Source organism: Flammeovirga sp. SubArs3, assembly GCF_947387565.1.
GTDB classification, from domain to species: Bacteria; Bacteroidota; Bacteroidia; order Cytophagales; family Flammeovirgaceae; genus Flammeovirga; species Flammeovirga agarivorans.
The window spans coordinates 153446-179134 of the sequence record NZ_CANDOA010000005.1 but is presented as its reverse complement, the minus strand read 5'-3'; the positions used below and the strand labels follow the sequence as shown (position 1 = coordinate 179134).

10 protein-coding genes are annotated in these 25689 nt (G+C 35.7%); all 10 read left to right on the top strand.

What is annotated here, in order from left to right:
• Positions 1–390 precede the first annotated feature (390 nt).
• The 10 genes from QL232_RS15790 to QL232_RS15745 all read left to right on the top strand — a co-directional run bounded on the left by QL232_RS15790 (position 391) and on the right by QL232_RS15745 (position 25688).
• The gene (locus tag QL232_RS15790; RefSeq protein ID WP_281614822.1) at positions 391–4569 is read left to right on the top strand and encodes a two-component regulator propeller domain-containing protein; all 4179 of its coding nucleotides are present in this window, start codon (positions 391–393) and stop codon (positions 4567–4569) included.
• Positions 4570–4887: 318 nt separating this feature from the next.
• On the top strand, positions 4888–7995 hold the full coding sequence (locus tag QL232_RS15785) for a TonB-dependent receptor (protein ID WP_281614821.1): 3108 nt from the start codon (positions 4888–4890) through the stop codon (positions 7993–7995).
• Positions 7996–8011: 16 nt separating this feature from the next.
• Positions 8012–9658 (top strand): RagB/SusD family nutrient uptake outer membrane protein, encoded by a 1647-nt coding sequence (locus QL232_RS15780; RefSeq protein ID WP_281614820.1) that lies wholly within the window; start codon positions 8012–8014, stop codon positions 9656–9658.
• A 30-nt stretch (positions 9659–9688) separates the two neighbouring features.
• Positions 9689–11203: a carbohydrate binding domain-containing protein gene (locus QL232_RS15775; RefSeq protein ID WP_281614819.1), complete on the top strand. Its 1515-nt coding sequence runs from the start codon at positions 9689–9691 to the stop codon at positions 11201–11203.
• 237 nt (positions 11204–11440) lie between these two features.
• On the top strand, positions 11441–14338 hold the full coding sequence (locus QL232_RS15770; RefSeq protein ID WP_281614818.1) for a T9SS type A sorting domain-containing protein: 2898 nt from the start codon (positions 11441–11443) through the stop codon (positions 14336–14338).
• A gap of 19 nt (positions 14339–14357) precedes the next feature.
• Entirely contained in the window at positions 14358–17264 is a 2907-nt protein-coding gene (locus tag QL232_RS15765) for a glycoside hydrolase family 2 TIM barrel-domain containing protein (RefSeq protein ID WP_281614817.1), read from the top strand.
• Between the two features lie 211 nt (positions 17265–17475).
• Positions 17476–19668: a glycoside hydrolase family 3 C-terminal domain-containing protein gene (locus QL232_RS15760; protein WP_281614816.1), complete on the top strand. Its 2193-nt coding sequence runs from the start codon at positions 17476–17478 to the stop codon at positions 19666–19668.
• A gap of 12 nt (positions 19669–19680) precedes the next feature.
• A complete protein-coding gene (locus tag QL232_RS15755) occupies positions 19681–21456 on the top strand; it encodes an arylsulfatase (RefSeq protein ID WP_281614815.1) in 1776 nt (591 codons plus the stop codon).
• A 12-nt stretch (positions 21457–21468) separates the two neighbouring features.
• Positions 21469–23160, top strand: coding sequence for a sulfatase-like hydrolase/transferase (locus QL232_RS15750; RefSeq protein WP_281614814.1), 1692 nt, complete (start codon positions 21469–21471; stop codon positions 23158–23160).
• Between the two features lie 32 nt (positions 23161–23192).
• Positions 23193–25688, top strand: a complete 2496-nt coding sequence (locus QL232_RS15745; protein WP_281614813.1) for a glycoside hydrolase family 2 TIM barrel-domain containing protein — start codon at positions 23193–23195, stop codon at positions 25686–25688.
• Position 25689: the final 1 nt, after the last annotated feature.

Sequence of the window (25689 nt, the reverse complement as noted above, 5' to 3'; positions counted from 1 at the left end):
CGGATCTAAAGAAGAGGACTTGGAAATTATAATTTGAAATAGAGGGGTCATAATTACACTTCAAAGAATAGAGTCCTGATTTTGCAAAATATTTCATCAAAATGAATTTTTCACCCCCTAACAATATCCACTTTTATGTTTGTTACCCCAAAAGGGCTGCGTACGGGTTACTATTATACCTTAACCCGCTCTATTCAATGCAATGGCCGTATTTTTGTAATTATCAAGGAAAATTATTTTCGCATTTAAAGGGGGTATTTTAATTTTTCCCCCAACAGAGTAGCTATTGACGGATTATTTTTGTGTAATTTGTACACGAATTTTTTGGACTAGTCGAAGAGACTTAAAAGACTTTTATGAAATTGAATTATTACTTGATTACACAATAACATGGAATTACTATCTCTAAAAACCAAAGCACTACTCCGTATCTTTCTGTTTGTAGTAGGCGCTTGTTTACAAGGAACTATTTCATATGCTATTAACAAGGATATTGTATTCTCTCATTACACAACCAAACAAGGTCTGTCGCAAAATGATGTGAACTGTATCTTTCAAGATAAGTCTGGGTTAATGTGGATTGGCACTAACGATGGCTTTAGCAGGTTTGATGGATATGAGTTTAAAAACTATAGAATGGACACCCATGGTCTACCATCAAATTTGATCAATTCGATTTGTGAGGACAACTATGGTAACCTATGGATAGGTTCTACCGATGCTGGCCTTTTTAGGTTTAACCTGGAAACAGAAAAGTTTTCATTCTTTGCCAATACAAAGACATCGCCGAAACTAATCACTCATAATAATATCACCAATCTAGTAAAAGACCCAAGTGGTAACTTATGGTTTGGTAATTCAAAAGGTCTAAATAAAGTTCTTCATCAACATATTAACGATGAAAAGATTGTCGTCGAAAAATTCTATCATAACCCACATAATCATGAAAGCATTTTATCCAATTATATCACTAACCTATTTGTAGACCATTATGGCAACTTATGGGTTGGCAGTAAAAGAGGGATTCAACTCTTAATTAACCCCGACGAGAAAGGACAATACAGTATATTCAAACGATTCAATAAGTCTGAAGAAAATAGTGTACTCTCTGTTATCGAAGGTCAAAACTGTTTATTGGTCTCTTATTTTGATGGTATTTACCAGCTAAAAGTAAAAGGAATTGGTGATAGTAAAGGAGAGTTCAAGAAAGTAAGTGATATTAAATCAGAATGTCTGCTAAGTGACGATAACGGAATCATTTGGGCAGGAACAAGCGATGGTTTATATCAATTGAAATTTGATGACATGCGTAACTCTTTGGATGTTATCGGCTATCAAAACAGCCATAATAACCAATTTGTCAACTCTAATATCATCACTGCGTTGTACAAAGATCAGTTAGGTGTAATTTGGATTGGTACAAACGGTAGTGGTATCAATAAGTATAACCCAAGAAGAAAGAAATTTAGACATATCAAAAAAGGAGAACGCAGTTCTGACCTTACTTACAATAAAATTAGAGGTGTATACCAAGATGAATTCGATAGAATTTGGATCGGTACTGAAGGTGCAGGCATTAACGTTATTGATAATAATGAAATTAAGGAAATTAATGTTGCTCCCAATAAGAAATCACAAAATGTAGTTTACGCCATTGATCAATTCCAAGATCAATTAATTTTTGGTATCGGCTATCCCTTAAAAACACTTGCCATTGATATCAAGGAGGCACTTCAACTGAATGTCAAATCTTCAAAATATGTATTGCACCCAGATACTCATAGTAATTCAACGTTCGATGTGCAAAATGATGGAGACTCAATTCTTTGGTTAGCCACATATGGTGGAGGCTTGATCAGAGGTCATTTAGAAGGAAAAAAAATGGTTTGGTCTTATCCTGAAATATTAGACAATGATGACGATCGAATTGAAATTATCAGAAGTCTAATGATAGACAGTCATGGTAATTTATGGGTAGGTACAAACCAAGGAGTTGTCTTTGTTTCTAGAGAAGAAAAAAATAAAGAAAAACCTCGTTTTCAGGTGATTCAACACATCGACGATGATAACAGTAGCTTAAGTTATAACTATGTTCTTCCTATTTTCGAAGCTTCCAACGGACAGATTTGGATTGGAACTATGGGCGGCGGTTTAAATATCTATGAACCAAAAAAATCTGATGTTCAACATATTACTTTTAGCAAGCTCTCCACTAATGATGGTTTACCGAGTAATGTTATCAAATCTATTTTAGAAGATGATTATGGTAATCTATGGGTAGCGAGTAATAAAGGGTTAAGTAAAATAAACTTAGAAAACAGAAGCATTAAAAACTTCGATGTTACAGACGGTTTGCAAGATGATGAATTTGGTGAATTATCTGCCTTTAAACTAAACAATGGAGAACTGCTTTTTGGTGGGGTGAATGGTATTAATATCTTCAAACCTCATGAAATTATAGATGACAATACAATTGCCAATGTGATCTTTACACAATTGAAGGTACTCAATAAAGAGATCCATACTTACGATGAGTTTGACGGTAACCTGATACTTAAAGCGGCATTACAAAATACTGAAGCCATTGAGCTTCACCATGATCAGAATAGTTTTTCGGTAAAATTTGCATCCTTACATTATGGAGCATCCGAAAACAATCATTACAAGTACAAATTGGTTGGTTTTGATGACAATTGGATTGTGGCTGATGTAGAACAAAGAGAGGCAAAATATACTAACCTTTCTCCAGGAGAATATACTTTGCTAGTAAAAGCATCGAATGCGGACAATATCTGGAACCCTAACCCTATAGAGCTGAAAGTAACTGTACTTCCTCCTTGGTGGATGAGCTGGTGGGCAAAAATTATCTACTTCGGTATCCTAGTTGCAGCGATTTTCTTCTTCTCTCGTTACTCAATTATTACAGCGAGAAAAAAGAGTCAACTAGAAATGGAGAAGTTTGAGAGAGAAAAACTAGAAGACTTAAGTCAGTTGAAACTTCAGTTTTTTACTAACATCTCTCATGAGTTAAGAACTCCCCTAACATTGATCCACACTCCTATTGAGCAACTTATCAAAAAAGGAAGTTTGCTCTCTGCGAGTGAGAGAGAAAAGAGCTATCAGTTAATTTTTAAGAATGTAGAACACTTGATGCGCTTAGTCAATCAATTGTTAGACTTTAGAAAAGTAGAACAAGGACAGATGAAGTTACAGTTGTCGAGAGGAAACTGGTCTACTTTTATCGAACAAGTATATTATTCTTTTAAAGAATTTGCTGAACATGAAAATATCGCTTTCGTTATTGAAAGACCAGAAAACGATATTCATGGATTTATGGATCATGATAAATTGGAAAAGATCTTATATAACTTATTATCCAATGCATTTAAATTCACATATAATGGTGAAATTAAATTATCCATCACTCAAAAAGACAATAAAGCCATTATTCAATTAAAGGATACTGGTATTGGTATTTCAGCAGAAAAATTAGATTATCTATTCAATCGCTTTTACCAAGTTTCTAACCTTAAAACAGCAAAAAATAGAGGTACAGGTATTGGATTGGCCTTTACAAAAAGTCTTGTGGATCTTCATCATGGTACTATTAATGTGGAAAGCACTGTGAATATTGGCACCACTTTCACTTTAGAATTCCCATTGGAAAGAGATGCATTTTCTCCTGAAGAAATTGTTGATCTTGCCCCTGTTGCTACCAATGAAGAAGAGCAAAATGCTCAGGAAGAAGATGAATTGGATGTATCGGCAAAACAAAAAATCTTGGTTATTGATGACAACCACTCCATTAGAGACCTATTAAAAGGATTACTGGAAGACGACTATGAAGTCTATACTGCCGAAGATGGTCAAAAAGGTTTACATAAAGCCAAAGAAGTGATGCCTAATTTGGTTCTTTCTGATATCATGATGCCTATTATGGATGGTTATGAGCTAACAAAAAGCATTAGAGATGATGACCAATTATGTCATTTACCTATCATTTTACTAACAGCGAAAAACTCGGAAGATAGTAAATTGAAAGGGTATGAATATGGAGTTGACGCTTACGTCACAAAACCATTTAACTCTGACGTTCTTTTAGCAAGAATCCATGCTTTAATAGAGAACAGAAAGAATCAACAGAAAAAATTCAGAACTAAAGTAGATGTCACCCCTAGTGAAATCACTTTTACCTCTATTGATGAGAAGTTCTTAAAGAAACTTGTAAGTATTGTCGAAGAAAATATCTCGGATTCGGAATTCACAGTAGATAAATTAGCGACAGAGTATGGTGCTACACCAATTCGCCTAAATCAGAAGCTAAAAGCATTAACTGGACAAACAGCAAAAGGGTTTATTAGAAATATCCGATTGAAAAGAGCCGCTCAGATGTTAAAATTAGGACGATACAGCGTCAGTGATGTCACTTATGAAGTGGGATTCAATGATTTAAAATACTTTAGAAATTGCTTCAAGAAAGAATTTGGCATCCCTCCTTCAACGTATTTGAAAGAAGCAAGTGAGGAAAATAATTCTATTTCTATGGAAAATATTGAATTGCAAGACTAATATTTTGGAGTAGTCTACTTATATTTATAAATGAGTAGATTACTCTATTTTTTAAACTTTTTAAGCTATTATATGTATCAATTCTCTACAATTATAATTTAACTACATCCTTTTTCTATTAAAATTTCATCTGATAAAACTCTTTACACCGGCGGGGGTTAATTTTTTAGCCAATCAAAATATTTTACACCTCTTTCTATAATTTTTTTCCCCCCTAATTTATAATAGTTTTTTCAACACTTAATAGAAATTAACATTCTAGTTTTGAAACATCAATGATGAATGAATTGAATTTTTAACAAACTTAGTATGTAAAGTATGAGTTTTTATTCTACAAAAACAACGCTATTAAAATGCTTGGGGATACTGTCCCTTTTAGTATTGTTTTCATCTTTCAATCTATATGCCCAAGACTTAATAATCAGAGGTAATATTGTAGATGAAGAGAAGACACCATTAATTGGTGCTTACGTAATCGTGAAAGGTACTACTATAGGTACCGTTACAGATTTGAATGGTGATTTTGAATTGAAAGCACCAAATAAAGAATCTACAATTGTAGTATCATCAATTGGCTATCAGACATTAGAGTTAGCTATCGGTGAAAGAACTACATTCAACATCGTTCTTCCTTTCGATACGGAAGCACTGGATGAAGTTGTCGTAATTGGTTACGGTGAACAAGAAAAAAGAGAAGTAACGGGTGCCATCACTCAAGTGAAATCTGAAGATCTAGACAAACTGGCTACTTCAGATATTGGTACTGCATTACAAGGTCAAATGGCCGGTGTAAGTGTTAGAGCTGCTTCAGGTTCTCCTGGTTCTAACTCTACAATTACAATTAGAGGTGTAACCTCATTTCAAGATGGTGGTTCAGAACCTTTATATGTTGTGGACGGTGTAACGTATACTACCAATCCCAACATCTCTCCTCAGGAAATCGAATCTATTGAAGTATTAAAAGATGGTGCTTCTGCTGCGATTTATGGATCAAGAGCATCTGCCGGTGTTATCTTAATCACAACAAAACGTGGTGAGAAAGGTTCGCTTAAAGTGAATTTTGATTCTTACTATGGTGTTCAAAAAATCACTTCAGGTATTCCTTTAGCAAACACAGTAGAGTCGTTATACATTAACAAGATCACCAACTTAGGTAAAGAGTCGGGTATTTTCAACCCACTAGAGCAAGCTCCAAACGGTTTATATTATAACACAGACTGGTTAAAAGAGCTACAACAAGATAATGCTCCGATACAAAACTACAGTTTAAGACTTTCAGGTGGTTCTGAGTACTTAACATATAACATTACAGGTACTATCTTCGATCAGCAAGGGGTACTTATTGGTTCTGCTTATGGTAGACAAACTTTAAGAGCAAACACTACATTCAAGAAAAATAAGTTTAAGTTCCAAGTAAACATGGGCTTAAACAATAGCCAAAAAGACAATGAACCATGGGCATTACAATATGATGCTATTAAGCAAGCTCCTTACCGTCAAGGTATTTCAGCTGGTGGTTCTGATTATGTTGTTCCTGGTGCCAATCCAGAAAATATGGGTCAGTTTATTGGTAAGTTAAACGAGGTAAATGAAACAAGAACAAATGGTTATAATGGTAATGCAATCTTATCTTATGAATTTTTCAGTGGATTTAAATTGAATGCTAACATTGGTGGATCTGTATCAAGAAATGAAAATAAATGGTTTAAGCCTACTTACTCTATCTATGATCAAAATGGTGAGTATATTCTAAATGCTTCTAACCCAATTTCTGAATTGAAATATACGGACTATGAGTACACAAGAACAATTCAGGAATATACTGCCACCTATAATAAGAAATTTGGTAAGCATAAAGTTGGTGTAGTAGCTGGTGTGACTTTCGAATCAGCTCAGGCTAGTAAAATCTTTATCCATGGTGCCGACTTCCCAAGCAACGATGCTCAATCTATGGGTGCTGCCAACGAGTTTAGAGCTTCTGATGAACGTTATTCGAAATCGAAAAATATCGGTATGTTAGGTAGAGTTCAATACAACTACGATAACAGATATTTATTTAGTGCATCAATAAGAAGAGATGGATCATCAAGATTCCATTCTGATAACAACCACAACTGGGGTTTATTCCCATCAGTTTCTGCAGGTTGGAATATTTCAGAAGAAAAATTCTGGGAGCCTATCAAAAAGACAGTATCGAACTTTAAAATTCGTTATGGTTATGGTGAAACAGGTAGTGATAAAGCGGGTCAAGGTTTACAGAACTTAATGGCTGACCTACCTTACCAATCGATCATCACACCACAGGTAGATTATACTTTAGGTAAAGAAGGTAGTGATAATTTATACTACGGTTCCACTGCTCCTACTTTCGTTGATCGTAATATCAAATGGGAAACGAACGTATCACAAAACATTGGTATCGACACTGAATTTTTGGAAGGTAGAATTACTTTCTCAGCAGATATCTACAGAGCAGAAAAAAGAGACATGCTTTTAGCTGTGAAGATTCCTCCATCAACTGGTGCTACTTCGGCCAACAACTACGATTTAGTATGGCAAAATGTAGGTAACCTTTCTAATGAAGGTATTGAATTAGCTTTAGGTTATAACAACCACATCGGTGATGTACACTTCCAAGTGAATGGTACTTTCACTAAAAACAACAACAAAGTAATTGCACTGGCTCCTTCAGTTGAATCAGTTTCAGGTGGTGAGCCAATCATGGTAAGAGGTAGTGAACCTACTACATTCTTAAAGCCAGGATATACTGCGGGGTCATTTTTCCTAATTCCAACAGAAGGAACGATCAAAACTGAAGAAGAATTGAAAGCATATCAAGAGCTTGTTCCTTCTGCAAGATTAGGAGACCTTAAATATGTTGATACGGATAATAGCGGCGATATTAACCAGGATGATAGACAATATATGGGTAGTGGTACACCTCAATGGGAAGCAGGTTTAAGCCTTAATGTAAGCTATAAAGGTGTTGACTTAGGTATTCAATTATTTGGAGCATATGGATCAAAAGTATTCAACGGATCTAGAGCTTATTCTTACTTAGTGAAGAGAAACAAAGAATTGACAAACGCTTGGCAACCATCTAACCCGACTTCTGAGATTCCTACACCAAGAGACGAAATTGAGCATTTCAATACAAGAACATTCTCAGACTATTTCTTGGAAGACGGTTCTTACTTAAGAATCCAGAATATCTCATTGGGTTATACATTCCCTAAGAAATGGATGGAAAGAATTAGAGTTGGTAGTTTAAGAGTATATGGTAGTGCTCAAAACCCATTCACTTTCACTAACTACAACGGTTTTGATCCAGAAGTGGGTTCACAAAACATATTCTTAAGAGGTGTGGATAGAGGTAATTATCCTATCTCAGCAATCTATAGAGGTGGTCTTTCATTACAATTCTAAAAGAGTAGTTGAAATTATGAAATATATATCAAAAATAGTTCTTGGGTTTTTCTTCACCGCTACATTATTTAGTTGTAGTGATTACTTCGATGTAGATAACCCAAACACAATTACAGAAGATTCTTTCTGGCAAAATGGAGAGGATGCATTTAAAGGTTTAATGGCTTCTTACAGTGCCTTACAGCACTCTGGTTCTATGGGAGGTACATCTACTACTAACCTTCCTGTAAGATCAGATACAGGAAGACCCAACAACTGGAATGCTGGAGCACAAGCTTTACAAAAATTATCTTTTAATGATAATACAAATGTAGTAAAGGAAAAGTGGTCAGATTTATATACTGGTATTCTAAGAACCAATCAGGTGATCAATAATGTCCCTGATATTGAGATGGACGAAGAAGAGAAAATACTTTTTATTGCTGAAGCTAGATTCTTGAGAGGTTTATATTATTACTGGTTATTCAGTACGTATAACCATGGTAATATCATTGTTCACTTAACTGTTCCTAACTCAAAAGAAGATTTTGCTAAACCACTTTCAGACAGAGAAGAAGTTTTAGCGATCATTATTGAAGACTTGAAATTTGCTCAAGAAAACCTTCCTGAAACTTGGGAAGACAATATGTTAGGTAGAGCAACTTGGGGAGCTGCCACTTCGGTGTTAGGTCAAGTATATATCAACGAACATGAATACCAACTTGCTCATGATGAGTTCAAGAAAGTAGTAGATAGAACAGATTTATACCAACTAACTCCTGAGATTTCTTGGAACTTTGATATTGAGCATGAATTCAACTCAGAATCTATCTTTGAAGTCGTTTTCTCTGCAGTACAAAAAGCAGGTTCTTCAGGATATGTAGATGATGGTCCAACAGGTTCTGAAGGAACAACAAGAGCAAGAACATTAGCTCCAGGTCCTGCAGGCGGATGGAGAATTGTAATGCCATCTTATTGGATGACTATGCAATTTAGAGAAGAAGAAATGGATCCTAATGATAGCAGAAACGAAGGTAGAGCATTCTCTCTAAGAGCAGAAGCATCTATTGCTATGGCAGATGATGGTACTACCTTCTATCAAAAAGAAGTAGCTACTGCAGGTTTTAATAACAACGAAGCTTCTTACTTAAGAAAATACCAAAACCACTGGAATGATAATGATGGTTTAGGTCAAATTGCCAACTCGGGTATTAATGAGAGAGTAATTCGTTTAGCAGATGTGTACTTATTGTATGCTGAATGTTTATTACAATTAAACGGAGATGCAGGTGTAAATGAGTCTGTTCGTTTAATCAACTTAATTCGTGCTCGTTCAGGAGTTGTTCAGTTAGACCCGATTGAGTATAGTTCTCGTTCGTTAATGGAACATATCATGTGGACTGAAAGACCATTAGAATTAATGTTCGAAGGACATGATACTCGTTGGGTAGATTTAAGAAGATGGGATAAAATCCAAGAACAATATGACCGTTTGTCTGATTTGGAATTTATTATTGAAGAGAAAGTTTTACGTTATGCCACATTCGATGATTTGGGTGTAACTACTTTAAAGGAGTATGGAGAAGGCTCAGATGCTTATACTCCAGATACTCATAATTATTTCCCTATCCCAGTTGATGAGACCTTGACCAATCCAAATATTGGTGAAAGTAGTAGCAACTAATTTTTTGGAGAGATCTAAACTAATTGAGAAATGAAATCATATAAAAATATATTTTTAAGCATTCTAGCAGGCTTTTCTATAGTAACAGCCTGTAACCAAGAAGATGATGTGATTCCTTATGGTGACTTTACTGACATTGCTGTTTTCTCCCCTGCTTCTGGGGGAGTAACAGTACAAGTAGAAGGTACAGCATCTTTTGCAGATGGTTCTAGAGGAACAACTTCTAGATTATGGACTGTCCCTAACCCTTCGTACTTTATCAATAACGATACTTCTGAATTAACAGAAGACATTGCACATATTCGCTTTATGGAAGTTGGCCGAATTCCTGTCAACTTACATTTAGAATTTGCAGATAGTACATTGAACTACGACTCTACTTTAATGGTAACTGTTTTAGATTCTATCACAGCAGACATTTCAGTAGAAAACATTCAAGGTAATTTCACTGAGCAAGACGGCAAATTGGTTATCGAAGCTGGTTCTATTGTAACATTAAAAGATACCAGTTCTGGAAATCCTGATACTTATGAGTGGATCTTAGAAGGTTTTGAAGACGAAGCATATACGTCAAAATCTATTGACCTTCTTTATAAGAAATTAGGTGTATTTGATGTACAATTAGTTTCTTCTAGAGTGAAGCCTTATGGCCGCCCAGACACATTACTTCTTACTGATTTTATTGAAGTAATTCCTTCAACTCTTCCAATTGTTGTGACAGAAGTAAGTGAAACTGATATGGGTGTAATTCAACTACAGTTCAGTAGAGACTTAGATGTTTTCAGTAACGAAATTGAGAACTTTACTGTAATGATTGATGAAACTACCCCAGCTACTATTCAAGGTTTAGCGTTGAATAGTGATGATGCAAGTATCTTAGAAATTACAGTTGAAGAAGATATTTTAAACTCTCAGACAGCAACCGTTTCATACAATGCAGACAATGGTGCGTTAAGATCGTCTGACTTTGTGGATGTTGAAACATTCACAGATTTAGCTATCGATATCTTTGCTGTTGAGGTATTTACGACAAACAATGACTTTGAATCTGGTGAATTATCTCCGTTTGGTGCTCCATTTGTTGAAAATGCAGGTGCAGGAGGTACAGGTAGTGCAGCCATTTTAACAGGATCTGCTGCTAGTGGCGAACATTCATTAGGTATTACAATGGGGGAAAGTACAAGAATGTCATTCGCAATGGTCGACGGCTTCTTCCCTATTGAAAAGGACAAAGTATACGCATTCGAATTCTGGATCAAAGTAGATGAGAATCCATCGAATTTTGAAATGACGGTAAGATTTATGCCATCTGATGGATGGAATGATGGTTACAAACAATGGTTTGGTAGCTGCTGTACAAATCAGTTAAAAACTGAAAACAACGGTACATGGCAAAAAATCACGATGTTAACTGATAAAAATCCTCCTGCAGATTGGGAGGCAACAAAAATACACTTCCAATTATTTAGTGGAGCTGGTGGTCAAAGTAAAATTGAAATCGATAATATGAGATTCTATGAATATGAGGTAAGACCGACCGAGTAATCAGTGAGTACAAAACTTTGAACCATGTTCTTCTAAAAGAAGAAAACACAGGGCATTCTTTATTGAGTGTCCTGTTTTATACTTTTATATAGGTATAGAAAAAATAGGCAATTAAATAGGTATAAGGGCAATTTTTTAAATAATTACCCCCCTATTTTCAATAATATTATACCCACATCGCCTTAGATCAATAGACTATATTTGAACTAAACGAATTATTACTAATAAGCAGTCAGTATGAAAAAAATCTATCACTCTTTAAGTAAGGTTTTGGCTTGTGTTTCAGTATTGGTATACGCGCAAGAAACAACAGCACAAACTGCAGTATCTATTGACTTTCAAACTCAAAGGTATCTTGATGAGGTGTCAGAATTAGACCGATCAAAATTTTTTAATATACACATGTCGGCAGGTAAAGATTACACTGACCAAGACATGGAAGATCTACAAGAATGGGATGTAAAAATGGGGCGTTCTTTTTGGGGAGCCTTTGGTAGATATAATGACTATATCTCCTCTAACCAAGTATTCCCTACTGAGGATAAGATCATGTCCGATGGACAGAAGAATATTATCAGTACAAAAGAACAGCCTTTCTATAAACATATTACAAGACAACTTGTGGTTACCGATCACCCAAGTTCTATGATTCATATGGATTTAGATACTGAAGAGGCTGGAAAATTTGCCGCGAAGTATTTTAAATACAATTATGAAGACGAGTTAAGACCGTTGTATTACGAGCCAGTAAATGAACCTTTTGTACATGCAAAAGAATTTATGGGCGACTCTTATAAAGAGAGTGAAGTAAGAAGAAAGACAGCCGAATATTTTAAAGAAATCGGTAAGGCATTTGATGAAGAAGGTTTAAATACTTTTGTTGTCGGTTACTCTTCTGCTTGGCCATCTATGGAGCTTTGGGACTTTGGACATTGGGAATCTAGAATGAAGATGTTCATGGATGTTGCCGGAGATTATATGGATGGGTTCTCTACTCACCTTTATGACGGTATCAACGTAACAGGACAAGACACAGAAAGATCAGGTAGTAATGCTGATGCCATTTTAGACCTTATCGAAACATATAGTTATATCAAGTGGGGCATGATTAAACCACATGCTATTACTGAATATGGCGGTATTTCTGAAGGTTATGGTAATACTTATACTGATGTAGAAAGTATTCAGACTGTTCGCTCAATCAATCACATCATATTTGGTTTGATGGATAGAGAGGACCGTTTAATGATCTCTATTCCATTTATTACAGGTAAATCTCCATGGTATTATGAGGCCAATGATTACGAGCCTTACGGTGCGAACCTTTGGAGACCTGTAAAAAGCTCTGTAGAGAATGGTGTGATTAAAGAATATTCATTTACAGAAAAAGTGATGTTCTATGACCTTTGGAAAAATGTTCAAGGTAAAAGGGTACGTTGTTCATCTAGCAATCCAGATGTTTTTGTACAAGCATTTGTGCATGAAGACAAAGCCTATATATGTTTAAATAATATTGCTACTGATAATCAAGATGTAGCGTTACAGTTTTTATCTTCTGTGGGTGATATCGAAAACATCAACAAGAGAAGTTTAAAAATCTACCAAAACGAAAAAGCTATTTATGAGGATATGGATATAGACAAAGTACCTGAATCAGTGACTTTAGAACCACATGAAACGGTTGTTCTTACTTACGACTTAGACAAAGCGGTTACGTTCAACAAAAAAGCAGTACGTAAAGAATACTACTCGAAAACATACATGCAACCTATTGAAAATGGAGAGAAACTAACTTTCGATTTCAATGATGTTGAAGTTAATGCTCCAAATGGTGAAGCTCGTTTAAGAATGGCCATCGGTAGAATTCATAACCTTACAAAAAAGCCAAAAATTAAACTTAACGGTACTGAGGTAAATGTATTGTCTAATTGGAAAGGGTACGACCAAGCCAACAGAGATGATTTCTTTGGAGTTATTGAAGTGCCTGTTCCTCATCAATTGTTAAAAGCCAGCAATACTGTTGAAATCAGTTTCCCTGATGATGGTGGTACTGTAAGTTCAGTAGTACTTTTCGTCAATAATATTTATGATGTAAAAGGACGTTTGCCATTTAATGGACAAGCCTTTTCACTTCCTCAAAAAGTAGAAGCAGAAGACTTTGATTTCGGTGGGCAAGGTATCGCATACAATACCGCTAAAAATGAAAATACTCTTGGTTTTTATCGCTTAAATGAAGGGGTGAATATTGATAAGAATGATGATGCTTTTGAAATCAATTTACAAGATGGAGAATGGACGTCATATAGTATCGATGTACCTGAATCTGCTTCATATACATTAAAATTGAATACGTCTTCGAATACCGAAGAGTCTAAGATCACTCTTGCTGTTGATAATGAAAACTTAGGAGAGCCTATCACTATCACCAACAGTGATAATATGGAGAAGGAAATCCAAGTGGAACTACCAAAAGGAAGTTACCCATTACATTTATCTGCCAATGGTAATGTTAAAGTCGATTATTTAGAGTTTTCTAATGCTCAAACTTTATCAGATGCCATCACTTTTACTTCTAGTAACTCTGAAATTAAGATGGGTGAAACAAATACTTTTGAAGTAGAATATACAGCGGCCAATGCCAGAGATATTGTATTAGAATTATGGGGAGATGCCTTCCTATTAGGACAATCAAGAGTAACTGTAGAGGCGGGTACTGGTAATGCAGATATCCCAATGGATGTCTATGCAGAACCTTTAAACTATTCCAATGTTGAGTTGGTAGCGAGAGTAGTTCAAGTAAATAGTAATAGCCTAAATAGTTTTGCTGAGGAAGTATATACTGAGTTCGACTTCAATCCAGTTTTATCTGTCGAGAATGGATTGGCTGATGAAGAATTAATCACAGTATTCCCTAATCCATTAGGACAAAACCAAAGCTTAGGTATCAGAGGAGAGAGCAAAATCTATCAAGTAGAAGTAATCAATATGCATGGTCAGGTATTGGATACTTTTGAGTTCTCACAACCTTTAAAACAAGTAAATCTCTCAATAAAAGGACATTACCAACAAGGTATCTACTTAGTGAAAATATATGGTGAGCAAGGTAGTTACACTAAAAAGATAATGATCCAATAAATAAACGGTTAAATCAAAAATGAAACTAATAAAATCAATTAAAGGGATGCTAATTTTCGTTAGCATCCTTTTAACTAACGGGCTTATTGCACAAACAACTACACAACTACAAAAAGCAAGAGTTAAGTTAGATATTAACGAACAATGGACGTTCTATAGAGGTGAGTTAAATGAACAAGAGGTAACGTCTACTACTTTTGATGATTCTAAATGGGAAGTAGTAAATGTACCACACAGTATGAAATTATCTTCTAATGAGCTCGATAATTCTACGGATACCTCTTACCAACGTACTTTCCACCGCTACATTGGGTGGTACAGAAAAGAACTAAAAGTACAAGCAAATACTAGCCAAAAAGTATACCTTGAATTTGAAGGTGCACATCAACACACAAAACTTTGGGTGAATGGTAAATATGTAGGAGAAGATATGATAAGTGGCTTCACACCTTTTCATTTCGATGTGACTGATTTTGTCCATAAAGACGGCAAAGCAAATACTATCGTTTTAAGTGTAGATAACCGCTTAAATCCAAATATTCCTCCTGATGGAGATAGAAGAGATTACATTCTGTATAGTGGTTTATATCGTGATGTATATCTAGTAGTAAAAAACCCTTTGCATCTTACTTTCGATTGGGAAGATAAGTATGCAGGTGTATACATCACAACGCCATCAGTAGCTAAAAACAACGCTACAGTAAGTATCCGCTCTACGGTTAGAAATGAACAAAAATCAGCGGTATCTACAACGGTTGTTCAAAGAATTATTGACCAAGATGGATATGTAATTGCTAAGATGACTTCAGATAAAGAAGTTGGTCCTAACACTGAGTATACATTTAATCAGACCGGCGGCATTACTGAAAATTTACACAGCTGGTCTATTGACGACCCTTATTTATATAGAGTACAAACCATCGTTTATCAAAATGATCAAGTAATGGATATGGTGGAAAACCCACTTGGTATCAGAAAGTTTGATTTTATAGATGGCGAAGGTTTCTTATTAAATGGTGAAAATATTGAATTGATTGGTGTCAACAAACATCAGCAATACCCTTTTGTTGGAGATGCAGTAGCGAACAGTTTACACAGAAAAGATGCTGAACAATTTAAAGAGGCAGGGTATAATGTTGTACGTTTAGCACATTACCCTCATGATAATTCTTTTGTTGAAGCTTGTGATGAATTAGGAATCTTACTGATAGAAGAAGCTCCATCTTGGATTCATTTTGTTGAAGGAGAATGGTTCGATAACCTCGAAGAAGCTACAAGAATTATGATTCGTAACCATAGAAACCACCCTTCGATATTAATGTGGAGTGGCGGGTTAAACCATAGAGGTCCAGTAGAAAGGTTACACTATGCATGTAAGGAAGAAGATCCTACGCGTATGACAGGATCCAATGGTGCTCCATGGACAGGACCTGTTCATTCTGGAATTTGTGATATCTATACTCCTATGGATTACCAAAATACTCCTGTTACAGAAGATGATTTCTCTTTCTTATGTGAGCATGGCTCATCAAAGGATGCATTAACGAATCAGTTTGAGGTATCTAAATCGAGAGCTTCTGCCAATCGATTTGGTGTTGCTTTATGGACAGCTCATGATTATTTCTCTTTCCAAAAAGATTGGGGAATGCAACCAAGAAGACCTTTCTCTATTTACAGAGTTCCTAACCCTGTAAACTATTGGTATAAGTCTGAATTAACGAAAACACCAATGGTGTATATTGCAGATGAGAGAGCATCAACAGATACAAAAATTGTTGTATTCAGTAACTGCGATGAAGTAGAGCTATATAATAATGGTCAGTTAGTCGCAAAACAAAAACCCGACAGTGATCCAAACAGAAGCTTCTGTAACTCTCCTTCTTATACATTTACTTTAAATAGCGAGAAAGGTGATTTAAAAGCAAAAGGACTAATTAGAGGTGTAGAAGTAGCCGATTATACCCTAAACAAATATGGTAAAGCTTATCAGCTAAAATTAGAAATTGAAGAACAAAATAAAACGATGGAAGCTAGTGGTTCAGATATGAGAATGGTGAGAGCCTATATCTTAGATAAAGACGGTAACCATGTCATCGGTGATCAATCGTTGGTTTCATTTAAAATTGAGGGTGAAGGAATTTTAGTTGGGGATGCTGAAATTGGTGCCAACCCAAATAAAGCATATTGGGGTACTGCCTCTATTGTATTAAAGTCAACGCTTACGGCAGGAAACTTTAAAATTACTGCTAAAGCAAAAGGATTAAAATCTTCTACTATTGAAGGAAAAACGCTTCCTTACAATAGAGATATCCGTCAGCAGAATATCGCTGAGGTATATGACTTCCCCATCGTAAAGGTAGATATGGGTGGCGATGATCAATTACTACAATTTGACTGGTACCGTTGGGATGGAACTAACTCTTCTACATTTACACTAAAAGATTATGATAACGCAGAAGTTACTGTATCATCAAAACAAGAAAATCAATGGACAACCGCTTTTGGTTTACTTGGTAACCAACCTTACTTAGCAATGGATGGTGTTATTGTAGATGGCAAAGATGAACTTAGCATCACTTTCAAGAACTTACCAAAAGGTACTTATGATCTTAAAACATATCATCACTCAATAAAGGTTTTAGCAAAAGTAAAAGGAAATGCTATTCTTGAAAAGAAACTCAATGCGTATCAAATTAATGTAGAAGACGCATTAGGAAAACGAATTGCAGTTCCTGCGATAGAACCAACAAGTGGCACAAAATTAAGAAACCTTTTCCCAGCCAAAGCAAATTATTCTATCACTTCAGATGGTAAATCAGAAATTAAGGTAATCATTAAAAACTATGCACAGGATATTCCTGTGGTATTAAACGGTTTTGAGATTACCAAGAAGAATAAAACACAAATCACAAAACAAACGTTGTAAATAGTAATCATTTTAATAATTCATTTTCCCTTATAGACCCTTGGTTTATAAGGGATTTTTTGTTTGGTGTAATTCACTGTTTATCAACAGGTAAAAATCGCCTTAAAATCTACCCCCTTTATTTATGTAAAAATTACACCCATTCGTTTATAGTTAATATAATACCTTTGAAATAGTAGTTAAACAACAACAAATATTTTTAGGTATCGAAATGAAAACTCTATTACTTACTCTAATGACCTTATGTTTGTTCACTCTAAATTTTAGAGCACAAGCACAAGAAGAATTTATCTGGTTGGATCCTTATCGCGACACAGATGATCGTATTGATGCACTCCTAAAAGCAATGACTTTAGAAGAAAAAGCCTCTCAATTAATCGATGTAAGTGAAGCTATTCCTAGACTGGAAGTACCAAAATATTGTTGGTGGAATGAGAGTTTACATGGTGTTGCCAGAAATGGTAGAGCAACCGTATTCCCTCAGGCGATTGGTATGGCTGCGACTTTCGATAAGGAACTTATTCATGATATTGCCACTGCTATCGGTGCAGAAGCTAGAGCAAAGTTTTTGGTGGCAATGGAAATGGACAATAGAAGTAAGTATGCTGGGTTAACGTTCTGGTCTCCAAATGTCAATATATTTAGAGATCCAAGATGGGGTCGTGGACAGGAGACTTATGGTGAAGATCCTTACTTATCTGGACAAATGGGGTTAAACTTTGTACAAGGTTTACAAGGTAACCATGAGAAGTACTTGCAAGCGGCAGCTTGTGCAAAACATTATGCTGTACATTCAGGGCCTGAAGAAGATCGCCATGTTTTTGATGCCGTACCAAATCAAAGAGATTTTAGAGAAACATATCTACCTGCTTTCAAAACTTTGGTAAAAGAAGGTGATGTAGAAGCAGTAATGGGTGCATATAATAGAGTTTTTGGAGAACCTGCTTGTGGTAGTGAATTATTATTAGATGATATTTTAAGAAAAGAATGGGGTTTTGATGGACATGTAGTTTCTGATTGTGGAGCTATTGAAGATTTTTATGCTCATCATAAAGTTTATCCATCGGGTGTTGAAGCCACAGCAGCAGCTATCAAAGCTGGAACAGATCTAAACTGTGGTAAAGTATATAAACAAAATATTGTGGCTGCAGTAAACCAAGGTTTAATTACGGAAAAAGAAGTCGATGATAGAATGCGTAATCTTCTTGCTACTCGATTCAAACTAGGCCTATTCGATCCAGCAGAGCTTAACCCTTACAATAAAGTTTCTCCGGATACTGTAGAATGTGAGACTCATAGAAATCTAGCCTATAATGCTGCCTTGAAGTCTGTAGTGTTATTAAAAAATGACAATGATGCACTACCACTTAAGAAAGACATTAAAACTTTATATGTTGTTGGTCCTAATGCCAATAATAGTGAAGTTTTATTAGGTAATTACTTCGGTGTGAGTGGACATATGACAAACATCTTAGAAGGTATTGTCAGCAAAGTAAGCCTTGGTACAAGTATCAATTACAAACAAGGTATTTTACTAGACCGTCCAAATAATAACCCTATCGACTGGTCTACGGGTGAAGCAGCTAGTGCTGATGCTTGTATTGCTGTAATGGGTATTTCTGGGCTAATTGAAGGAGAAGAAGGAGAAGCTATTGCTTCATCCTCAAAGGGAGATAGAAACAACATGAAGCTACCAGAAAATCAAATTGCTTACCTAAAGAAAATTAAATCGAAGTCTAAGAATCCTTTGATCGTTATTATCACAGGAGGTAGCCCTATCAATTTAACAGAGGTAGCAGAAGTAGCCGATGCCATTTTATTTGCTTGGTACCCTGGACAAGAAGGCGGAGATGCCATAGGAGACTTGATCTTTGGTAATGCCTCACCTTCAGGAAAATTACCAATCACTTTCCCTAAGTCTGTTGACCAACTTCCAGCATATGATGATTACACTATGGCAGGAAGAACTTACAGATATATGGATGTAGATCCTATGTATCCATTTGGTTACGGCCTTTCTTATACCTCTTTCTCCTACGATGATATCATACTATCAAAATCTTCAATAAAAGCAAAAGAAGACTTGGAAGTAACTGTGAAAATCACAAACACAGGTCAACATACAGCAGAGGATGTAGTACAATTATATTTATCGGAATACAAAGTAAAATTTGATGCTCCAAACCATTCACTGAAAGGGTTTCAAAGAATAAAATTAGCTCCGGGAGAATCTAAAGAAGTGTCATTCCATATCTCACAAGAAGAGCGACAAATTTTTGATGATCAAGGGAAAGCTGTTGATCCAAAAGGAAAGTTAAATATTACGATAGGTAATGCTTCACCAATGAAAAGAAGCAATGAACTAGGCGCCAATTTAAAAACTACAACAGTCAAAATCCTATAGAAGGACTACAACATGAGATATTTTATCATCTTCCTTTTTTCAACTTTATACGTTAACGCATTTAGCTATGCACAACAGCCAAATGTGATACTTATTGTCACTGACGATCAAGGGTACGGAGATTTAGGTGCACATGGAAATAAAGAAATTCATACACCTAACATTGATCATCTATATGGTGAAAGTGTTCACTTAACTAATTTTCATGTTAGTCCAACATGTGCTCCTACCCGAGCGGCTATCATGACAGGGAAATATGCTAATAGTGTTGGTGTTTGGCATACTGTAATGGGAAGATCTTTATTGTATGAAAATGAAGTAACGATGGCTGATATTTTCAGCCATAATAACTATAAAACAGCCATGTTTGGTAAATGGCACCTAGGAGATAACTATCCGTTTTCACCAAGGTTCAGAGGTTTTCAAGAGGTACTTACTCATGGAGGCGGTGGTGTAGGTCAAACTCCTGATTATTGGAACAATGATTATCAGGATGATGTCTACTTAAGAAATGGAGAAGAAGAAAAAGTAAAAGGTTATTGTACTGATGTGTGGTTTCGCAATGCCTTATCTTTTATTGAAACAAATAAAGATCAGCCGTTCTTTTGCTACATTTCTACCAACGCTCCTCATGGACCTTTAAATGTGCCTACACAATACTCCAAACCCTATTTAGAACAAGGTGTTCCAAAAGGTAGAGCTGAATTTTATGGGATGATTTCTAACATCGATGATAATCTCGGTGTCTTAAGAGATAAACTCACAGAATGGGGTATTGCTGATAATACTATCTTAATTTTTATGACCGATAACGGTACCGCTTATGGTGCCAAGTTTAAAGATGGTTTACTGGCGAGTGGATACAATGCCGGTATGAGAGGAACAAAAGGTAGTGCCTATGAAGGTGGACATCGAGTTCCTTGCTTCTTCTACTGGAAAGGTGGTCAACTCTCAAAAATTAAAGATATCAATACTCTAACTGCACATATAGACTTATTACCTACTTTAGTAAAAATGTGTGGACTAACATTACCTAATAAAGTAAAGTTTGATGGTACAGATTTAACAGAGGTATTATCTAACAATAAGGATATTGAAAGAATACTAGTTGGAGACTCTCAACGTATTGAATTCCCAGAAAAATGGAGAAATTCTTACACCATGAAAGGCAACTGGAGGTTAGTCAACAATGAAGAACTGTATAATGTATCTTCTGATCCTGGGCAGGCTAAAAATGTAATTAAAGTATTTCCAGAAATTGCTCAGGAACTAAGAAAAGGCTACGAGAAGAACTGGAAAAAACAATACAAATGTTTCGATCGATTCCCTTATATCAAACTGGGTACAGAATATGAAAATCCATCTACATTAACTGCCCATGATTGGCATGTAGCTGAGGAACGTATGATCCCTTGGAATCAGAAATTAATCCGAAAAGGTGGAAATGGAAATGGAGAATGGAGAGTTAATTTCACTCAAACAGGAAAATACAAAATCTCAATCCAACGCTACCCTAAAGAGGCCAACTTACCTATCAATACCTCTGCAGCAGTATATCATAGTGAATTTAAAAATTATGTACTTCCAGCAGGAAAAGTGTTCCAAATAACAAAAGGACATTTAAGAGTTGGTGATCAAGTTTGGGAAGAGAACATTTCTTCAGAAAATTCTAAAAGTATCACTTTTGAAGTCAATATACCGGAAGGGGAAACCACATTAAGTGCCACTTTAGTCGAGAAGAATAAAAATGAAGTGGGTGCATACTATGTGTATGTGGAGAAACTATAAATGACTTAAACTATGCTGAAATATATACTTATCAATGTTTTATTATTTGCTTTCATCAATAGTATGGTAGCTCAAAATAAAACAACAGATCAACGTCCAAATATTATTTTTATTCTCACAGACGATCAACCTTATGATTACTTGAGCGTTACGGGAAATAAAGTGATTACCACTCCAAATATTGATCGACTGGCGAATGAAGGGACATTATTTACTAATGCACATATTACAAGCCCTATTTGTATGCCTAGTAGAGTATCGATGTTGATATCTCAGTTCGAAAGAAAACATGGAGTAAACTTTAATTCTGCCACCGCTTTATCTGAAGAGGCATGGCAAAACTCCTACCCGATGGTCATGAGAGATGCTGGTTATTTCACCGCTTATATAGGAAAAAACCATACTCCTCTTGGAAAAAATGGCTACAAGTCTATGGTGATGGAAAACTCCTTTGACTACTTCTATGGTGGACATCGTCATTTAGGTTTCTACCCAAAGGATCGTCATAAGATCTTTAGAGGGGCTAAAAAAGATACTCAAATTGAAATTGTAGAAGAAGCTGCCTTTGATGTATTAGACAATAATGATTTCAGAATTGAGCAAGCATTTAAGGTTATGGAAGGAAGACCTACAGATCAACCTTTCTTGATCAATCTTTGCTTCAACTTACCACATGGAGCAAGTACGTCTAGCATGCAACAAAGAAAGAGTGATGATGAATTATATAAAAGTTTTTTACGAGATCAGGAGATTCCGTTACCAGAGAACTATATAGCCAAAAAGGACATCAAAACTCCTAAGCTACCTGCTGATTTACTAAGAGTAGAAGACCGACAAAATATTTATGATCATGTAGATACTCCTGAAATGACAAAGGAGCGATTGATTCGACAGTACCAAGCAATGAAGGGTATTGATCGTTTAATTGGTCACCTTCAAGAAAAATTAAAAGAACTGAAGTTAGATAAAAATACCATTATCGTTTTCTCATCTGATCATGGTTTATTAATGGGACAATATGGATTGGGAGGAAAAGCTTTATTGTATGAGTATTGTACGAGAGTTTCAACAATTATATACGATCCAACAATTCCAAAAAAGAAAAGAGTACCACAAACTGATGCTTTAGTACAAAGTATAGATATCGCCCCTACTCTTTTAGCAAAGGCGGGAATCAGCATCCCTGAAGTATATCAAGGTAAAGATTTATCACCACTTTTAGTCAATAAAGAGACAGAAGTAAGACCTTATTTATTTACCGAAAATTTATGGTCTACTCAATTTGGTAACCCAAGATGTGAGGCCGTTCAAGACAAAGAGTGGAAATATATTCGTTATTACAAAAACGAAAACTTTTCTGCCAGCAAAAGGATTCAATACGCAAAAGCAATGGGCATTAATGTCAACAGTGTGCTTTATTCTATGACAGACAAAGAGATACCTATTTACAGAAGTTTTGTCGAAGGGCCATTAAACGGTGAAATTCCTGTGTATGAAGAACTTTATCATCTAAGCACTGATCCTAATGAGTTACATAACCTTGCAGGGGATAGCTTCTACAAAGAAAAGCTTCAATCATTAAGAAAGGTATGGGAGAATGAAATTAAAAATGCGAGAGGCGAAGGGCAACCTTTAGTGGAACGATTTACGGTGGAATCTAGCTTTGAATTTCAAAAAAATCCTTCAGCGCTAATCCATGATTAACTATTCGATACATCATTTCAACAGAAAATAAAATGAAAAATATAAAGGTATTAGGCATTGGTCTTCTATGCGGATTAATGTCTTGCTCTCAGCAAATTCCCCAACAGGATTATGAGAGTTTAGAGGAAATCAGCTTTAATGATCAATGGAAATTCTCTAGAGGTAAGAAAGCTGATGCAATGAAAAAAGACTTCGATGATGCGTCTTGGAAATCACTAGATCTCCCACATGATTGGGCCATCGAAGAACCTTTTGATATTGCCTATAACTCCCGTACAGGTGGTCTACCTGTGCATGGTGAAGCTTGGTATAGAAAGGAATTTAATGTTCCTTCAAAGATGGAAGGCAAAAAAGCTTTTATCCATTTTGAAGGAGTAATGAATAATGCCGAGGTATTTATTAATGGTAAAAAAATTGGAGAACGTCCTTATGGCTATATCGGCTTTGAATTAGACATGACCCAATATTTAAACTTTGGTGAAATAAATACAGTAGCAGTAAAATGTGCCCCTGAAGATCTTAGTGCTAGATGGTACCCTGGTGCGGGTATTTACAGAGATGTGTGGGTAGAATTTAAACACCCTATCCATATCGCTTTTGATGGTACGTTCATCAAAACTCCTGTTATTTCAGAAGAAAAAGCAGAGCTAGTGGTTGATATTGATGTTGTCAATTCATTAGAAAAACAATCGTCTATTGATATTGAAACCATCGTTCAGAATCAAAAAGGTGAGAAAGTGGGTAATATCACAAAATCCTACAAACTGGATAAAAATGCTCAAAAAACAGTTTCTCAAACATTAACTATTGAGCAACCAGAAATTTGGTCGATGGAAAACCCTCACCTTTACTCAGCAATCACATATATCAAACAAGGAGATGAGGTTTTAGACAAATATGTGTCTTCATTTGGGGTAAGAGAAATTGAATTTTTAGCAAAGGAAGGTTTTTTACTCAACGGTGAAAGAATCCAACTTAAAGGGGTATGTCTTCATCATGATCAAGGTCCTTTAGGAGCTGCAGTAAATAGAAGAGCAAAAGAAAGGCAACTACAAATCATGAAAGACATGGGAGTAAATGCCATAAGAACTAGCCATAACCCTCCATCAAAAGTATTATTAGAACTTTGTGATAAAATGGGATTGGTTGTGATTGATGAAGCCTTTGATAATTGGAAAATCGGAAAGGTAGAAAACGGTTACAACAAAGATTGGGATAAGTGGAGTGAAATTGACCTTAGAGCAATGATCCGCAGAGACCGAAATCACCCTTCTATCATTATGTGGAGTATTGGAAATGAGATTCTAGAACAAACAAAAAAAGACGGTTGGAAAGAAGCCAGACGTTTAGCTAGAATTACAAAATCTGAAGATACTTCAAGACCTGTCACTGCAGGTTTTAACTACCATCCATTAGCTATTGTCAACAAGTTAGCTCATGAGATTGATGTTGTAGGGTTTAACTACTTCCCTATGCGTTATGAAAAAATTCTTGAAGAATATCCTGAATGGATAGTTTATGGTTCAGAAACTTCTTCATGTACCAGTTCAAGAGGATACTATGACTTACCCGTCGAGCCTAAAGTTGCCGAAGGATCTAAACAAGTTACAAGTTATGATTTAGTAGGACCACCTTGGGCTTATCCTCCTGATTTGGAATTTGATATGTTAGAAAAAAGTCCCCGAATTTTGGGTGAGTTTATGTGGACTGGTTTCGATTATCTAGGAGAACCAACACCTTTTGGAGGAAAAGACAACTGGACTAATGGATATTGGAACGGAGATTGGCCTTCCCATTCGTCTTATTTTGGTGCAGCCGATTTATGTGGATTCCCTAAAGACAGGTATTTCTTGTACCAAAGTCAGTGGACTAAAACACCAATGGTACATGTTTTACCGCATTGGAACTGGGACGGTAAAGAAGGGGAAATTATACCAGTACATGCTTTTACCAATGCTGAGGAAGTTGAGCTTTTCGTTAATGGAAAATCTTTCGGTAAAAAAGTGAAAGGCGTAGACCTTACTCCTATCAAAATGACTCATAGAGATTGGAAGAAGAAAGGGCCTATGATGTCTAAATATAGATTAAGTTGGGAAGTTCCATTTACGCCAGGTAAAATCGAAGTGGTAGCCTATACTGATAAAAAAGAGGTGGCTAGAAAAGTAATTAAGACTGCAGGAAAACCACATCATATTGTGCTTGAAGCAGACCGTAATTTAATTGCTTCAGACGGTAAAGATTTATCTTATGTTACTGTTAAAGTAGTAGATAAAGACGGTAACTTCTGTTACACCGCTTCAAATGATATTCAGTTCGAAGTATCAGGTGATGGTAAAATTGTAGGTGTTGGTAATGGAGATGCTACATCAGTTACTCCACACAAAGGAAAACATATGGAAGTATTTAATGGCTTGGCATTAGCAATAATCCAGGGAACAAAAAATGCTTCTTCACCAATAAAATTAACAGCAACAGCAGAAGGTTTAGCCCCTGCAGAAACTATTATTTCATTTCAACAAAGTCTTTAAG

Coding starts and splice junctions, on each gene's coding strand:
- QL232_RS15790 (WP_281614822.1), top strand. CDS start 391: ATGGAATTACTATCTCTAAAAACCAAAGCACTACTCCGTATCTTTCTG.
- QL232_RS15785 (WP_281614821.1), top strand. CDS start 4,888: ATGAGTTTTTATTCTACAAAAACAACGCTATTAAAATGCTTGGGGATA.
- QL232_RS15780 (WP_281614820.1), top strand. CDS start 8,012: ATGAAATATATATCAAAAATAGTTCTTGGGTTTTTCTTCACCGCTACA.
- QL232_RS15775 (WP_281614819.1), top strand. CDS start 9,689: ATGAAATCATATAAAAATATATTTTTAAGCATTCTAGCAGGCTTTTCT.
- QL232_RS15770 (WP_281614818.1), top strand. CDS start 11,441: ATGAAAAAAATCTATCACTCTTTAAGTAAGGTTTTGGCTTGTGTTTCA.
- QL232_RS15765 (WP_281614817.1), top strand. CDS start 14,358: ATGAAACTAATAAAATCAATTAAAGGGATGCTAATTTTCGTTAGCATC.
- QL232_RS15760 (WP_281614816.1), top strand. CDS start 17,476: ATGAAAACTCTATTACTTACTCTAATGACCTTATGTTTGTTCACTCTA.
- QL232_RS15755 (WP_281614815.1), top strand. CDS start 19,681: ATGAGATATTTTATCATCTTCCTTTTTTCAACTTTATACGTTAACGCA.
- QL232_RS15750 (WP_281614814.1), top strand. CDS start 21,469: ATGCTGAAATATATACTTATCAATGTTTTATTATTTGCTTTCATCAAT.
- QL232_RS15745 (WP_281614813.1), top strand. CDS start 23,193: ATGAAAAATATAAAGGTATTAGGCATTGGTCTTCTATGCGGATTAATG.